The organism is Clostridium ganghwense (assembly GCF_026735165.1).
In the GTDB taxonomy this organism is placed as follows: domain Bacteria; phylum Bacillota; class Clostridia; order Clostridiales; family Clostridiaceae; genus Clostridium_H; species Clostridium_H ganghwense.
Window position 1 is genome coordinate 1,219,172 of sequence record NZ_JAPQES010000001.1, and the last position, 16,833, is coordinate 1,236,004.

Annotated in this window: 13 protein-coding genes; all 13 read right to left on the bottom strand. The window is 28.0% G+C overall.

Annotated elements, in window-relative coordinates; translation table 11 throughout:
• Positions 1 to 9: 9 nt before the first annotated feature.
• Complete coding sequence (locus tag OXH55_RS05525; RefSeq protein WP_268048638.1) at positions 10 to 1,179, bottom strand: HpcH/HpaI aldolase/citrate lyase family protein; 1,170 nt, start codon at positions 1,177 to 1,179, stop codon at positions 10 to 12.
• A 166-nt stretch (positions 1,180 to 1,345) separates the two neighbouring features.
• Positions 1,346 to 3,460, bottom strand: a complete 2,115-nt coding sequence (locus tag OXH55_RS05530; RefSeq protein WP_268048640.1) for a methyl-accepting chemotaxis protein — start codon at positions 3,458 to 3,460, stop codon at positions 1,346 to 1,348.
• Positions 3,461 to 3,726: 266 nt separating this feature from the next.
• Positions 3,727 to 4,773, bottom strand: coding sequence for a MerR family transcriptional regulator (locus OXH55_RS05535; RefSeq protein ID WP_268048641.1), 1,047 nt, complete (start codon positions 4,771 to 4,773; stop codon positions 3,727 to 3,729).
• Positions 4,774 to 4,887: 114 nt separating this feature from the next.
• Entirely contained in the window at positions 4,888 to 6,771 is a 1,884-nt protein-coding gene (locus OXH55_RS05540) for an MASE3 domain-containing sensor histidine kinase (protein ID WP_268048643.1), read from the bottom strand.
• Positions 6,772 to 6,892: 121 nt separating this feature from the next.
• Positions 6,893 to 8,278: a sensor histidine kinase gene (locus OXH55_RS05545; RefSeq protein ID WP_268048645.1), complete on the bottom strand. Its 1,386-nt coding sequence runs from the start codon at positions 8,276 to 8,278 to the stop codon at positions 6,893 to 6,895.
• 17 nt (positions 8,279 to 8,295) lie between these two features.
• The gene (locus OXH55_RS05550) at positions 8,296 to 8,985 is read right to left on the bottom strand and encodes a response regulator (RefSeq protein WP_268048647.1); all 690 of its coding nucleotides are present in this window, start codon (positions 8,983 to 8,985) and stop codon (positions 8,296 to 8,298) included.
• A 20-nt stretch (positions 8,986 to 9,005) separates the two neighbouring features.
• Positions 9,006 to 10,235, bottom strand: a complete 1,230-nt coding sequence (locus tag OXH55_RS05555; protein WP_268048649.1) for a tetratricopeptide repeat protein — start codon at positions 10,233 to 10,235, stop codon at positions 9,006 to 9,008.
• A gap of 131 nt (positions 10,236 to 10,366) precedes the next feature.
• Entirely contained in the window at positions 10,367 to 11,491 is a 1,125-nt protein-coding gene (locus OXH55_RS05560) for a DHHW family protein (RefSeq protein WP_268048651.1), read from the bottom strand.
• A 14-nt stretch (positions 11,492 to 11,505) separates the two neighbouring features.
• On the bottom strand, positions 11,506 to 12,927 hold the full coding sequence (locus tag OXH55_RS05565; RefSeq protein WP_268048653.1) for an MBOAT family O-acyltransferase: 1,422 nt from the start codon (positions 12,925 to 12,927) through the stop codon (positions 11,506 to 11,508).
• 79 nt (positions 12,928 to 13,006) lie between these two features.
• Entirely contained in the window at positions 13,007 to 13,540 is a 534-nt protein-coding gene (locus tag OXH55_RS05570) for a DUF4358 domain-containing protein (protein ID WP_268048655.1), read from the bottom strand.
• 191 nt (positions 13,541 to 13,731) lie between these two features.
• The gene (locus tag OXH55_RS05575) at positions 13,732 to 15,021 is read right to left on the bottom strand and encodes an NCS2 family permease (RefSeq protein ID WP_268048656.1); all 1,290 of its coding nucleotides are present in this window, start codon (positions 15,019 to 15,021) and stop codon (positions 13,732 to 13,734) included.
• 233 nt (positions 15,022 to 15,254) lie between these two features.
• The gene (locus tag OXH55_RS05580) at positions 15,255 to 15,908 is read right to left on the bottom strand and encodes a 3-oxoacid CoA-transferase subunit B (protein WP_268048658.1); all 654 of its coding nucleotides are present in this window, start codon (positions 15,906 to 15,908) and stop codon (positions 15,255 to 15,257) included.
• A gap of 13 nt (positions 15,909 to 15,921) precedes the next feature.
• A complete protein-coding gene (locus tag OXH55_RS05585; protein ID WP_268048660.1) occupies positions 15,922 to 16,638 on the bottom strand; it encodes a CoA transferase subunit A in 717 nt (238 codons plus the stop codon).
• Positions 16,639 to 16,833: the final 195 nt, after the last annotated feature.

A 16,833-nucleotide genomic window follows, 5' to 3' on the forward strand; every position in this document is an offset into this window, starting at 1 on the left:
TGTCCTCCTTTAGAATAGATCAACATAGTTTTTATTTTCGTTAAATACGCCATATACATAAGCTCTTTTTAAAATTTTATTTGCCCAATTAGTATGAGGATTGATTTCATTCATTTTATTGCTGTAACTGCTTTTATATGCACCTTTTCCCAGTGCTTCTATAATAGCAAGAGCATCTTCATACTCTTCTTTTGTAACAACATATAAAGCATTTACAATTGAAATATGACTTGGATGAATTATAGTTTTTCCAATGAGGCTATTTGCTTTATCTAAAACCACTTCTTTTATAAGACCATCTATACATTTTTCTAAATAATGTTGCCTTTTTTCAATGCCACTTTTACCTAAGTGATCTCTAAAAGGACTTTGTCTTAGCTGTGGTTTTAATATTCTATTATCTGGATTAGGATTGAAGTACTCCCAAACAGGTCCCGATATAACGTACTCATCTTCAGCTCTTGAAAATATATTCACTATATCTGAAATACAATCACTTATTACCCTAATATCATATATGCTATTATCTATATGTCTTCTTATAGAATAAAGCCCTAAAAGATCAGTTCCTCCAAGTCGAATGTTCAATACATATTCCTTATATCTATCTATTATTTTCTTTATTTCTAATAATTCTTCAAGCCTAGTTTCTTTATAAATTACAGCCTTCGATTCTAAAATAGGCATACCATACAAAATATGGGGCATTTCTTCATTAAATTCTTTTAAAATTTTTAAATATTCTTCTCCGTTACTACAATCAAATTTAGGGAAACAAAAACCTGTTAAAGGTTGAAATAGCTCTTTATATTCTAGTAATCTTTTAAACTGTTCTATATTTCTTACTCTAATAAAAATTAAAGGTAAATTTTCTTCTCTACATTTTTCTTCCTTTATAGCCGCATTTATTTGTCTACAAACTCTTATTATGTTTTGCTCTGCTTCTTCTACTTGATCTTCAGCTATTGAATCCTCCATACATAAAACCATAGAAGTTAGCCTTTTATATTTATTTTCTAAAACTAATTCTAAAATATCCTCTCTTAAAGCTGGCATATAAAGTGTTGCCCCTAATGCATAAGATAAATACTTCTTATCAGTATTATTTGTAATATAGTTTGGCTCTGTGTAAAATACTTTTTTGTTTTCAATATAAGTTAAGTCGTCAAAAAATCTCATAATCCCCCCTCCTTTCCTATATATCTAATTCTCTACTATCAGCTATTAGTAGTCAATCGTTTTAACAATTTATTAATCTTTTAATACGCTAGAAATATAATCCATAATAGAAACTAGCTATAAACATTAATTAACCCCTACATAAAAATGCAGGGGTTAATCGTTACTAAAATTTAATTTTCTCCAAAACACTTTCTAGACTTGCTGATTTATCATTTAATTCTTTAGCTAATGAATACATTTTTTCGTTTAGTTCTGCTTCTTGTTGTATGGAAGCTGTAACTTCTTCTGTAGATGCAGTATTTTCTTCTGAAATAGCAGCTATATTATTTATTGAGTTATTCAAAATTTCTTTATCTTTATTAATTACATTTATATCTTCCATAATATCCTGCATTGATTTCTCTATATTGTCTATGGAATCATCTATAACTTCAAAAGTATTTATAGTTGAACTAACTTGTTCTACCTCTGCATTAAAAGCATCTTTTACTTCTACTGACATATTTAATGATAGTCCTATAGATTCATTAATATTGTTTAATATTTCTCTAATTTGAGTAGATGCACTTTGAGATTGTTCAGCTAATTTTTTAACTTCATTTGCAACAACAGCAAAACCTTTTCCCGCTTCCCCTGCTCTTGCTGCCTCAATAGATGCATTCAAAGATAATAAATTAGTTTGCTTAGCTATATCATTAATTTTATTCAATATAGTTAACACACTTTTTGTATTATTATCTAATTGTGAAATAATTTCTGTAAACTTAGACATAGTTTCTGAATTATTATATGAAGTCTGTTTTAAAGTATTTATTGTGTTTTTACTATCTTTTAACACATCAATAGCATCTTGTGTAGCATCATTTACCTTATTTATTGAATCTATGGTATGTACCATTTGATTATTAAAATTATTGGTAAATTCAGCACATTTCAATACTTCTTCCGTTTGACTAGTAGAACCCAAAGCTATCTCTTTAACCACTGCTGCAATTTCTGTAGAGGAGGATTTAATATTTTCTGATAAATCATAAAGTTCCTCTGAAGAAGAGTTTGTTTGTGATGATAATTGTGCTGTACTTGAAACCATATTATTTAACTTATTCACCATATTATTAAAATTATGCCCTAGTTCATTCAATTCACTTAGTTTATGTTTCTTAGATTTAACTGTAAAATCTCCTTCTGAAAGTTTATTAGTTATACCAATAATTTCTTTAATTGGTATTGTGATTCTTACTGATGTGAAAATTGAAACCAATATAGATAATAATATGCAAATTACAATTACTATTAAAGATATAATTCCAATATCTACAGCTGTTGAATAAAGTTCACCTTTAGGAACTACTCCTATAAACTTCCATCCAGTAGTGCTTGATGTTGTATAAACTCCAAACATATTTTTATTATTGTTTTTATATTCAAAAGTTCCTTCTTTAGAATTAGCTATATCACCATAATAAGTTTCATTTAACTTAGTTCCAATTAATTTTGGATTCTTATGTGACATAATTACTCCATTATTATTTACTACAAATATGTACCCACTTTTACCTATTTTAGTATCTTTAAGTGCTGAATTTAATATATCTACATCAAAGTTTATCTGCAACAAACCACATTTTTCAAAAGTAGAAAGTGATACTATACTTCTTGCTAAACTAACCATTAAATTATTATCTTCAGAATATATATCTTTGTATGGTTTTGACCATATAGCTCTTCCCTTTGCGTCTACTGCTTTTTTATAAAACTCTTCACTTTGAATAGCTTTAAGCTTGTCTTTATTTTGAAGATTATTTTTATTTGAAGCTACATTAATTCCATTTTTTCCATATATATATATGCTTTTTATAATATCTGAACTGCCAGCAGCAGTATATGAGTTTAAAATTTCAGATATTTTTTGAGAAGCTAAATATTTTTCATAAGTATCTGTTATATCAGTAGATAGTAATTCACTTACTTCTTTATTATTAAAAATCTGCATTGATACATATTGAATATTATCTGTAACTAAATCAATATATTTCTTATTCTGCTCTAATATATTCATTGTAGAGTTTTTAAATTCATCAGTTATTTTATTCTTAGTTATTAAAAAATTGATTATACTAGAAGCTGCTAAAGATACTATAATTAATATACTAAAAGTTACTACCATATTTCTTAATATACTATCTCTTCTTTTTAAATCAGAGGCTATATTTGTTTTTCTATTTCTTACCTTCTTATTTATTTTTCTGTTTTTCAACCTCAAATTTAATCTTTTCATAAAAATCCCCCTAATCATGATATATTAAAACCACGTTTAAGAAATTCAGCTTGTCCTTTTTGTTGTATTGTTTATATGTTTACATATGTTTTAAAAACATTTTATATTTTTTACTATTATATTATTATTTTCTACTATTTTTTACCAATAGTCAACTATCTTTGGTTATTTATGTGTATTTAAATAAATTTTAATAATTATTTTGGGCACTTTGTACAATAAAAAAGCAGGAAATGCATAATAAGCATATCTCCTGCTTTTAATTTCTACTTATAAATTGTAACTATCCAAGTAAAATTGCTAATATGTTCATACTCCAATTTATATCCTTTTTTCTCTATATAAACTTTCAATTCTTCAATATTAGAATAATATTCATCCTCTACGATTTGCCATAAATCTGACCTTCCTCTATTGTAAAACTCCTCTCTTTTTCTTTCTTTTTCTTCTTCATTTAAAAACATTAAATCCCCAATTATTATTTTTCCATTAGGTTTTAAATATTTAATCATATAATCTAAAGCCATATTTTTTTCTCTTGAATTCAAATGATGAAAAGCATAAGTAGTTACTACCACATCAAATTCCTCTTTACCAACAGGTTTATCTAAAAAATTTCCAAGCTTATATATCATATTAGGATATCTCTTTTTAGTCTCTAAAAGCATATCTATACTTTGATCTATCCCCGTTACATAGATACTTTTATCTAATTCTCCACATAAACTTCCAGTACCACATCCTATATCTAGAACTTTCTTTGGTAAAGATTTAATTATATATTTTCTAACCTTTTCTATTACTTCATCATATTTTTTAAATACTCCTAGTTCATCTTTGGGATTCTCTTTTACAATATTATCGTATTTTGGGGCCCAATCATCAAATCTCCATCTATCTACCCAAGCCTTTCTCTCGGCTTTATTATGTTCTAAGGCTTCTCTAATATTGTTAAAACATACTTCTTCTTTACTTTCCTCTGCATTTAATAATTGATTTATATTTTCTTTTAATGTAAGTTTTATATTTTGTAATTCATTAATTTTATTTTCTATAACCTTCATTTGAAAATAAAAACTATGAATAATATCATTTTGCTTTTCTTTATTTTTATCTAATAATATCTTTATTTCCTTTAGCGAAAATCCCATTTCTCTTAATAAAATAACTTGCTGTAATTTCATTACATCTTTATCACTATAATCTCTATAACCATTTTCTCTTCTTTTAGGAATTACTATTCCTTCTTGTTCATAAACCCTTAAAGCTTTAATAGTAATATTTAAGTTATTGCATACAATTTTTGTATTCATATTTCCACCCCCAATAAAAATATAAACCCTGCCCTAAGGGCAAGGTCAATAGTTTATTTTATATTTAAAGTTATTTTCATTGTTTTTTTATAGTAATTTTCTAAAAAAGTAATATCATAAATATATATCTGAAAACTCAATATTTACTTTGTTTATATTAGCTTGTCCATCACGGTTTAAATTACGATCTTCTTTCTTAACAACTTCTTCTACTAAATTAACAGGAAGTTTTATAATAAACTCACTTCCCTCTTTATATTCACTATTTACATAAATTTGCCCTTCATGCATTTCTACTAATGACTTAACTAAAGATAATCCTATTCCACTTCCTTCTTGTTCCCTTGATAATGATTTATCTACCTGAACAAATCTTTCAAAAATCAATTTCTGCTTTTCTTTAGGTATACCAATGCCTGTATCCTTTACTGAAATAATTATACTGTGCTGATTATTCATAATGTTAACAAATATTTTTCCTCCAGGTTCAGTAAATTTTATAGCATTTGAAAGAAGATTTAATATTATTCTTTCAATTTTATCTCTATCACAAGCTAATATTTTTTCTTCCATCTCTGTATCGAATACAAGTTCTATTCCTGCATTTTTTGCATATTCTACAACGGATAAAACTATATCTTCAACAACATTTATAATATTATAATTCGTTAATTGTACTTTATAATATCCTGAATCAATTTTTGTAATATCTAACAAGTTATTAACTAATCGTATTAACCTAAAGCAATTTTGACTCATTATGTTTAAATATTTACTCATATTATATTTGTTCTCAATTAACGGAATATCTTTTAAAATAGAATTAGTCATCTGTAGTGCACTAAATATTACATTTATTGGAGTTTTTAATTCATGAGATATATTTGCAAAAAACTCTGTTTTTAACCTATCACCTTCCAGCGTTTCTTCTAATAAAATAGTCTTTTCCTCTACCTTTTTATTTAAACGCTCTAAATTCTTTCGCTCAGAAATATCTCTAAAAACTGCTAAAACTGTTTTTTCTCCATCATATGGAATACTGGTAGTAACTGTTTCTACATTTAAAATTTTATTATCATTTTTACGTATATACTGCTCCTCCCTTAGAGGCATATTCCCTTCTTCTTCTATTAATTTTACATTTTCATTAAAATCCTCTTCATAATCCGGATGAGGAGAAATTATATCAAATAGTCTCTTTCCTAAAATCTCTTTAAAAGTATCAAACCCATAATATTTTGCTGCTGCAGTATTTCCAAATACAATCTTCCTTTTGCTGTATACGCATACTCCATAAGGCATGGTTTCAAACAATGTTCTATATCGCTCTTCGCTTTCTTTTAATTTATTTTCAATAAATTTACGTTTTAAAATATCTTTTTCAAGTTTCTTATTTAATTTAAGCAATTTACTTGTACGCTCTTTCACTAAATCTTCTAAATTTTCATTATGTTTTTTTAATAATTCTTCAGATTTCTTTTGTTTTAATTGATTTAAACCCATATCAGAAAGTATATCTGCTAATCTTAAATAATATTGCATACATGCTTTAATTTTATCCTTAGAAAAAATAGGTACATGAGATACTGCTTCTAAATATGTCTCTACATCATATCCAAATTTAACAGCTTGTCTTTTGAAATATTCCATATCTGGTTCTTCGAAGAAAAACTGTCCAATAAATAAATTCGCAATATGCTCTTCTTCGACAATAATGGGAGTAAATGCTTGTATTAGTCCATTTGGGCATTTATATATATTTTGTTCTTTACTTTTATCTAACATATTTTTAGCAGATATCTCACTTTGCTTGCACCTATATTCACTTACTGGATTTGTTCTATGAAATTTTGTACATATATCCTGCCACCCTGCAGCACTAAATATGTTACCTTCATTATCTACAATTGCATGTGGAATTCCTAATAAATTATAAAATTCATCCATAAGATTTTGAACTTTATCCTTATCTATAAGGTCATTAAGTTTATATTTCATAGTATCTCCTCCAAATAAGTAAATATTAAACAATACTTCACTAAGTTAATTTTATCAAGTATTTCCTATATATTATATCATTATGTATAATATTCTACTAATTGGAAATGAAAATATTATATTATTCTATTTTCATTGCTATTTTAACTGTTGTACCCACACCAAAACTACTTTCTATATATAATTTCCCACCATGTAGCTCTATTATTTCATCACAAATTGCAAGTCCAATACCATTACCTGGTTTCTTTATATCTCCTTTATAAAACTTTTTTTTGATATTAGATAAATCTTCATTTTTTATACCACATCCAGTATCCACTATATAAATAAGGACAAAATTCTCTTCTTGAATTGAGGTATATACATTAATACTGCCACCCTCATCTGTAAATTTCAAAGCATTATCTATTACATTTATAAAAACCTGCTTAAGTCTATTTTTATCCGCCTTAATAAAAGGTAACTCTATAATATTATGTTTTAATTTTATCCCATTTCTCTCAGCTCTCGGCTGCATTTGTTTTAATATATTAAGCAGCAGCTCTTTAATATTTACTACTTCAATATTAAGAATAACTTTACCGGCTTCAAATCTAGAGAAATCTAAGAGTTCTTCCACTAAACAAGATAGACGTTCACTTTCTTCTATTATAATATCAAGCCCCTCGTCCCTTTTAATAGTGTCTGTAAATTCTTTAAGCTTTAAAGTTAATGCCCACCCTTTTATAGATGTCAAAGGCGTTCTAAGTTCGTGAGATATTGAAGATATGAACTCATTTTTAATTTTTTCATTCTTTACTATTTCCTGTGCCATATAATTTAAGGTATCTGCCATGCTTCCAACCTCATCATCATATTTTTTCTCTGCTCTTAAAGAAAATTCCCCTTGTGCCATTTGTTTAGCTACATCAGTGACTTGATTTAAAGGTTTCGTTATAGTATTGGAAATAATTATACTTACTATCGTTATAGATAAAACAACTAAAATTCCAATCAGACTAGAAATTATTAAAATCTTCTTTAGCAATAAATTAACAGTTTCAAGAGATGTTATAAAACGCAGCACTCCTACAACATTTCCATTAATTTTTAAAGGTGCCGATACAGCCATTACTACTTCATTTGTATAAGGCTGATTACCTTTCCATGAAGATGTACTTCCTTTTAGTGCTGAATTAACATCAAAAGAATCTATTTTAGTTCCTGGTACAACTCCTATGGAGTCAGACAAAATCCCCTTATTCTTATCAATTATTTGAACTTCAGCATTGGTAGAATAAGAAAAGCTTTCTATCAAATCATCTGCTGCAGTATCCAATGGTTTATTTGCTAAATACTTGCTATAAAAATTACTAGATATTTTTACTTGCTTATATAAAATCTCTTCAATACCTTTATAATAATAATTTTTAATACTTACCAATAAAATTAATTCCAAAATTATTACGGTTAAAAATATTACAACAAAATGACTTCCCAAAAGCCTACTCTTTATACTTTTCATCCAAACACATCCTAAAGTTACTTAAACCTGTATCCATATCCCCAAACAGTTTGTATTAACTGAGGGTTTGAAGGATCTTCTTCTAGCTTTTCTCTTAGTTTCCTAACATGTACATCTACAGTTTTATATTCTCCATAAAAATCTTTACCCCATGCTAAATCCAATAGTTCTTCTCTTGTAAAGGCTTTATCTTGATTTTCCATAAAAACTTTAATAAGTGCAAATTCTCTATGAGTAAGTTCTACCTCTTTACCATCCTTATAAATTTTTTGAGAATATTTATCTAATTTTAAATTTCCCAAACTTATACTATCAGAAACAGTGCTACTTCTTTGAGGTCTTTTTATTCTTCTCAAAATAGCTCTTATTCTAGATACTAGCTCCATAGGATTAAAAGGTTTTACCATATAGTCATCTGCTCCTAAATCTAATCCTACAATCTTATCCATATCTTGTCCCTTTGCAGTTAACATTATTATACATATATCAGGAAATTGTTCTCTTAGCTTTTCACACACTTCATATCCATCTATTCCAGGTAGCATAATATCTAAAACTGCAATATCTGGTTTTTCTTTTTTACATTTTTCTAAAGCCTCTTCACCTGAAGAGGCTTCTATTACATCAAATTTGTTTATATTAAGATTTACTACTATAAAGCTCCTAATGTGTTTTTCATCTTCAACTACAAGTACCCTTTCCCCCATTTAAATCAACTCCCAAAACTCTATTTTATTTTATTCAATTCACTTTTTACATTATTAAAAATAATACTTTTAATAATATTAACATTTGATTCTTGTCCAAAATACCCTTCCTTTGAAAGATTTTCAAGTATATTTAAAGCTCTGTCAAAGTCTTCCTTTGCTTTAGTCTTATTATTTTGTCCTACAAGTGCCTTTCCTCGTTGTAAATATATGTCTGATAAATGTTTTTGTAAGGTCATTATGTTCATATTATTTTTTTCTATATTATTTTTAAGTGCTTTACGTTTTTCATAATCTAATAATTTTGATACATGAATAGATATTTGACTTAGAATCTTTTCTGCCTCTTTATATCTTCCTAATTTATTTAATGCCTCTCCTTTAAGTATATAAAATCTATGATTTTCTATTTCTAAAAGTTTTTCTTTACTCTTTTTTATTTCAAAAACTTTTTCAATAGATTTTAATGCTTCCTGAGGTAAATTAGCTTTAATTTGTGATTCTATCAAATAATACCATACCAATTGAACCTTATTCTCTTCTTTTAATAAATCTTTATAATAGCTTATTGCTTCTTTAAAATATTCTGGATAAGACTCGTCATCAAAATAAAAATCCTTTCCATCAAACCTTATTACATTAACTCCATAAATATTTGATGCTTCCTTTAATCCAACACCAAAAACAAAACCCTTTTCTTTATTTTTATCTGGAGTATTTAAAATTTCAAATTTATTCCACATATCTAAATTTAATTCACTAACCTTACCATTCTTAAATGTATATACTTGATATACAGAACCAGCACGACCGCTTATTAAAGTACCTACAATAAGACTTTTCTCATTACTATTATGTACATTTATAAGCTCAATCATTGATATCATATTACCTTCGTTTTTCTTTTCAAAGATTTTTGTCCATTGATTATTTTTATTTTTTAGTACAAAGAATCCTTTCTCATATTTTTCTTGAAGTTTAAAAAATACCACAACTTCCTTTTCTTTATCATTATCTACATCCAATTCATATACACTATTTTTGCTAACAATCTCATTTGGTGCCAACAGTTTTGCACCTTCTGGTAGAAATTTTCTAGCAATAGCTTTCAAATCACTATTATCCTTAATTTGTTCTTCTGCAAGTTTAGGTGGCTTAATCATTTCTGCTGGAGTAGAAAGTTTTGCACACCCTGTAGAAAAAATTCCTAAAGTTAATACTATAGAGATAACCCCAAATTTTCTATTCATTATAATCCCTCTTTCACTTTATATTATAAAATATTGAAATTAAGCTGCATACTTCTTATTTTTAATTATATAAGCTCATAAATTATTAAGTAGTTATCCTAAAGTAAAAAATAGTTATGAAAAGGTTATGTTTATTTTAGGAATTTTATATTTTCATCTGTTGAAAATGTTGCAACATTATATAAAAATAAGCTCTCTTTTATATCATGATTTTTAATATACTCATAAACATTAAGCTTATAATACCTTAAATCTATCACATGAATTTCCTCATAATGATTTGCTAAAAAAGGAATAAAACAATGAGAATAAGAATCCTTGAAGATAGCTATTTTCTTGTTATTTTTTATACTTGTTTTAATCGTTACCAGGGCATGATTTCCATCTAAAAATACAGAATACTTATCTTTAGTATCTAAATGTTTTAATTCGTATAATGTATTAGTACATTTATTATCATCTGCATAACATACCTCATATGTTATATCAGTTTTAGGTTGAAATATTTCAATAGAATCAGGAGAAATATGCATATTACTCGCCTTTGAATAAAAAGTTCCATAAAAAGTATCAGTAACTGTTTTAGTATAAAAATCTTCAATACTATGGGGCTTAATTTCTAACTGCTTTGCTAATGCTTGATATGCATAATAAGCCCCCCTCATTGTCCAATGATGATCAGTTTTAAAATAAATGTATTCATTTTTCTTACTGCTTAATTTGTCATATGTATCTATAAATTCTATATCCTTATTTAAATTTTCTTTTACAAATTTTATAGTTTTTAGCTGATCATAAGGACTGGCAAACAAAGGTAGCTTATCTTCATATACTTTCACTGAATTTGGTGCTAACATCAAATAAGTAGATACATTAGGCAACTTCTTGGAAAATACATTAACACTCTTAACATTCTCCTCTAAACCTTCATCTGGCTTTTTATAATCTTCTAATAAATATCCCTTCTTACCAAAGAAAATTCCTTTGTTTTCACTTTTTAATGTTAATCTTTCCATATCTGATTTAATTCCTACCCAAAAATCCCTAAAAACAAATTGATCAGTAGTATATTCCTCAAACTCTTTTGTAAACTTACCTGATATTAAATTTTTCCACTTAAGATTTGGCAGTTGCACTAATACTCGATTTTCTACTTCTGAAAACTTTCTATCTGGAGTTAATATATTTAAAATATTTATACTCATTAAAAATGTTATAAACATTACAATAATTATCTTATTGGATTTCTTATGCATACTAAATCACTTCCCTAAAATCTAAAATATAAAAATGGATTATATGTTGCATCAACTAAATATGCTGTGGAAAGAAAAAGAATAACAAAATAAATAACTGGTATCATAATATTTTCATAAATCATTTTTTGTGTTGAATTTAATCTTTTTAGTAATGCTGTATGGCTTTTCTTTATAAAAGGTGTTGAAGCGATAATTAACACAATTATCAATATAAAATGAGTATATATGTAATAGATAAATTGTGTATTCAATAAACTTATCTGTTTTATCCCAAACATGACCTTTAAATAATCCACACCTGTTGAAAAATTCTCAAATACAAATAAAATCCATCCTATTAACAATAAAAAGATAACGTAAATATATCTAATAGGTCTCCATATGCCGTCTAAGAACTTTAATAACCATGCTTTTTCAATTGCTATTATTACGCCAAAGTACAATCCCCAAAGAACAAAGTTCCAGCTTGCACCATGCCAAAGACCTGTTAAAAACCACACTATAAATAAGTTTCTATATACCTTTATTTTGTTTACTCTATTTCCGCCAAGTGGAATATAAACATAATCTTTAAACCAAGATCCTAATGATATATGCCATCTTCGCCAAAACTCTGAAATACTTTGTGATATATAAGGATAATTAAAATTTTCTAAAAAGTCGAATCCAAACATTTTTCCAAGTCCAATAGCCATATCTGAATATCCACTAAAGTCAAAATAAATTTGAAATGAAAAGGCCAATATACCTAACCAAGCAGTTAATATTGTTAAATCATTAATATTTGTGTTTTGAATTTTACTCCACAACATTCCAATATTATTAGCTAGAAGAACCTTTTTTCCAAGACCAATAATAAATCGTCTCACACCAATAGCAAATTTATCAATACTTTCCTTTCGGTTATTAATTTGCTCTGCAACTGTTTGATAACGTACAATAGGTCCAGCAATTAATTGTGGGAACAAGGTAACATATGTAGCCAATGCAATAGGACTTTTTTGTACTGGTGCATCCCCACGATATACATCGATTGTATAAGACATTGTTTGAAATGTATAAAATGAAATTCCAATTGGAAGAGGTAAATTAGGTGATATAAAACTTGTACCAAACAAATGATTAATATTTGCTATAATAAAATCTGCATATTTAAAGAATGATAATAAGCTTAAGTTTATAATTACTGAAGATAAAACAACACGTTTTGCTTTTTTGTCTTCATATCTATACTTTTCAATTAAAAGTCCATGTATATAATCAACTATAGATGAAAAAATCATTAGAAATATATAAATGGGTTCCCCCCAAGCATAAAAAATTAAGCTAGCAATTAATAAAATAACATTTTTAATTTTTCCTAGAAATAAAAAATATAGCAACAATGTAATTGGTAAAAATATAAATAGAAATACTAAACTGCTAAATACCATACATTCACTTCCTAATTCTTATTGTTAATCTACTATGTCTAATTAAAACAAAAAGGCACTTTTCAGTGCCCTCTCCCCATTATTTTAAAGCATTATCAAATATAGCTTCTATTTTTTCTGGATTTTCATAAGTAATATATATTAAATAATTACCTTTTACTTTTATTATATTATTCTTAACTTTTTCATATTGATCTGGTAAATACTGTGACCAAATTTTTTCTTGTTGTTCTTTTTCTTTTTCTAATACCGCTTTTAAATTTTCTACTTTAGACTCATCTTTTGCTTTTAGTACTATTATTAAGTCTGATTTAACACTCATCATTTGCTGTAATACAATACCTTCTTCAAGGTCTTCCATATTATATTTTTCCTTAACTGGTTTAGCAAATGGTTCAGTCTCTTCTGATGTTAAATCTATTTCCATAAATCCAGGTAGCTTTCCGTCTTTAAAACTCTCCTCTGGAGCACCAGCAGCCTTCATATCTTCAGTCATTTGATTTTTAATGCTTTCTACTATATCTTTTACTGGAACATTAGGTGTTTTCTTGGCGCATCCTCCAAATGCAAAAATTGATAAAACTACAATCGCTAAACTTAAAATCCTTTTCATTATCGTTCCTCCTAGATAATTCTACTAATTATTATTGTTAAAATTCTTATTTCATATACATATACGAAATAAATTAAAAAATAGTTATCTAAGACACAAAAACTTTTTTATTAATCTTCAAATAAAACTTTAAAAACCTGCATCTCAAATTCATGAGATACAGGCTTTATCAACATTTTTAAAACATATCTTTATACAAAGAACTTTGCTATAAACAATATTCCTACTATGTATGTAGGTATTGTAACTTCTTTCGCTCTTCCTGTTAAAACTTTTAAGAATATATATGATACTATTCCAAATACTATACCGTCTGATATGCTGTATGCAAGCGGCATCATTATTATAGTGAAGAAAGCTGGTATAGCTTCTGTAAAATCAATTAAATCTATTTCTTTAATAGGCTCCATCATAAATAATCCAACTAAGATTAGTGCTGGCGTAGTAGCTGGAGATGGAATCATTGTAAATAGTGGTGCGAAGAATAATGCTATGGCAAACATTCCTGCTGTTGATAGAGCAGTTAATCCTGTTCTTCCACCTTCAGCAACTCCTGATGCACTTTCTACAAAAGTACTTACTGTACTTGTTCCAAGGCAAGCTCCTAAAGTAGTTCCTATAGCATCTGCAAATAAAGCTTTTTTTACTCTTGGCACTTTACCATTTTCATCTAACATTTTAGCCTTAGTAGCAACCCCTACTAAAGTTCCTACTGTATCAAACATATCCATAAATAATAGTGTGAATAACACAATAAACATATCAAAAGTAAATATATTATGGAATTCTAACTTAAAGAATATAGGGCTTAAAGATGGTGGTGCACTTATAATTCCACCTGGCACTTGAGTTATTCCCATAGGAATACCAATTATTGTTGTAGCAACAATACCTATAAGTAATGCTCCTCTTACATTCTTAGCTAGTAATACTCCAGTAATTACGATTCCGATAATAGCAAGCAGTGCAGTTCCACTTGTTACATTACCAAGTTGAAGAATTGTACTGTGCTCTTGATGTATAATAACCTTAGCATTATCTAAACCTATAAAAGCAATGAAAAGTCCAATTCCTACTGAAATTGCTCTTTTTATATTCATAGGAATAGAATCTACTATTGCTTCACGAACATTGAATGCTGTAAGTAAAATAAAAATTATTCCTTCTAAAAATACTGCTGTTAATGCAAATCCAAAGCTATATCCCATTTGCTTAACTATTGTAAAAGCAAAGAAAGCATTAAGTCCCATACCTGGTGCTTGAGCAAAAGGAAGCTTTGCATATAATCCCATTATTGCAGTTGCAATAACCGCTGATAGTGCAGTAGCTGTAAATACTGCTCCAGAATCCATTCCTGCAGCTGATAATATTGCGGGATTTACAATTAATATGTAAGCCATAGTCATAAAAGTAGTTATTCCTGCTAAAACTTCTGTTTTAACATTAGTTCCATTTTCTTTTAATTTAAAATATGATTCCATTTGTTTTTCCCCTTTTATATCTGTTTTCATTTTTAGCACTTGTCCATATTAGCAAATTCACATTTTAAAGTCAAGAAATTTTACGAACATTTTTATCTTTTTCTAATTTTATATTTCGTAATTTCATAAATTTTCTAATATGTATATTCTAATTCTTTTTATTGTTCGTATGTAAAGCACAAAGGACCTAAAATCCCAAATGGATTTTAACTCCTCTAATATACTCATTATAATTATAACTCCATAACTCCAACATTCTCTGGAACTATTAACTCTGCTTCAGTAAATTTTATCACTTCATCTACACTAACCCCTGGAGCTACTTCTTTTAATACAAGCCCTTTATCTGTTACTTCGATAACAGCTTTTTCTGTTATTATAAGATCAACTACACCAGCTGCTGATAATGGTAAAGTACATTTTTTAAGTATCTTAGAATTTCCTTTTTTATCTGTATGAGCTAAAGCGGCTATTACTTTTTTTGCTCCAACTAAAAGATCCATTGCGCCTCCCATACCTGGAACAAATTTACCTGGTATTTTCCAGTTTGCAATATTTCCTTGTTGATCAACTTCAAGGGCTCCTAAAACTGTCATATCTACATGTCCTCCCCTAATGATACAAAATGAGAAGGATAAATCAAATGCTGATGAACCTGGAAGCATTGTAATAGGTTCTCCTCCTGCATTACCTAAGTCAGGGTCCGATTCTCCTTTTTTTGGAGCAGAACCAAATAACAATCCCCCATTTTCTGTTTGTAAAATTACATCTATTCCTTCTGGAATATAGTTTGCAGACATAGTTGGCATTCCAAATCCAAGATTAGCAACCATTCCAGGTTTAAATTCCTTTGCAATCCTACGAGCAATTATTTCTCTAGCACTCACTTAATACCCCTCCCTATCTTAATTTATTATTTTTAGTCCATAATTCTTCAAAATATTTTTTTCTATCTTCAAATGAATTTCCTTGAACAATTATATCTACCAATATTCCTGGTGTTCCAACATGATTATAAGGAATTTGACCAATTTCAACTATTTCATCAACTTCAGCTATTACTAAATCGGCAGCAGTCGCCATGACTGGATTTGAATTTAAAGATGTTCCTCTATATTCAATGTTACCAACCTTATCTGCTCTATATCCTTTTATTATTGCTACATTTGCTTTTAACGGAGGATATACTAAATATTCCTTTCCATCTACAACTAATTTATCTCGTCCTTCTTCTGCTTCAGTGCCTAGTCCTGTTGGTGTAACTACTGCTCCCAATCCTGCTCCACCAGCACGAATTCTTTCTACCCAAGTTCCCATAGGATTGAACTCTACTTCTAATTCTCCAGTATTATATTGCTTTACAAATTCAGGATCAGTACCTATATGAGAACCTATAAATTTTTTAATTTGTTTGTTTGCCGAAAGCTTGCCAATATCTAATCCACCACCAGGATAGGATCCTACTACCCCTATAAGTGTTAAGTCATTAACATTTGCACTAGCAAGTTCATCAATCATTTTTAATGGAGCACCAACACCTAGAAATCCACCAATCATTACTGCCATACCGCCCTTGATGTTACCTACAGCTTGTTCTGCAGTTTGAATAACAGCCATTCTAACTCCCCCTGTTAACTATTTTTTAGACTAATTTTTGTATACTTAATCAATTATTTTTTAGCCTTATTAATTTTTATGATTAGCATAGTACAAAGTATGCCTATTGGGTAAGAGAATAATTGTGAAGTAATTTTATTCTAGTAACCAGTGGCCAGAGGCCAGTAACTAGTAAAGGAAGTTTTTTCCTAAAGT